Raw genomic sequence first — 467 nt, forward strand, 5'->3', positions numbered from 1 at the left:
CCCTTCGATGCATGGCCGAAACAGGCGACGTCGGCGCCTGCCTCGGCCAGTCCGATCGCGATTGCCTGGCCGATGCCGCTGCCGGCGCCGGTGACCAGCGCGACATCGCCGTTCAGTTTGAAAAGATCCATCGAGTGCCCTCCCTGGCCCAGGGAGGGTATGCGCTGAGCCGTGCTTCGATCAAGCGCTCGCGCGCAAATGGCTCAAGCGGCGTCGATACTCAGAAATAACCGCTCGACGCGGCCGTGGCTTCCTTCGGGATTTCGACGCCATCGACCAGGATCTTGTCGACCAGTTCGTGGTGGAAGCAGACCAGCCCCTTGATGCGCTCCGCCTCGTGCACCGGCTCGGGATAATACCAGACCAGGTTCTCGTGACGCTTGGCCTTGGTCGTCACGTGATAATAGTTGGAGATGCCCTTGTAAGGACAGCGCGAAATGTAGCGGCTGGGCGCGAACATATCGAGC

Annotated in this window: 2 protein-coding genes; both read right to left on the bottom strand. The window is 61.9% G+C overall.

What is annotated here, in order from left to right; translation table 11 throughout:
- Window positions 1-131 (bottom strand): SDR family NAD(P)-dependent oxidoreductase (locus EN885_RS33140; RefSeq protein ID WP_128335265.1); only part of this gene is annotated, 131 nt, incomplete at its 3' end.
- Between the two features lie 89 nt (window positions 132-220).
- Window positions 221-467 (bottom strand): DUF427 domain-containing protein (locus EN885_RS33145; protein ID WP_128335266.1); only part of this gene is annotated, 247 nt, incomplete at its 5' end.

The organism is Mesorhizobium sp. M6A.T.Cr.TU.014.01.1.1 (genome assembly GCF_004022765.1).
Taxonomy (GTDB): domain Bacteria; phylum Pseudomonadota; class Alphaproteobacteria; order Rhizobiales; family Rhizobiaceae; genus Mesorhizobium; species Mesorhizobium mediterraneum.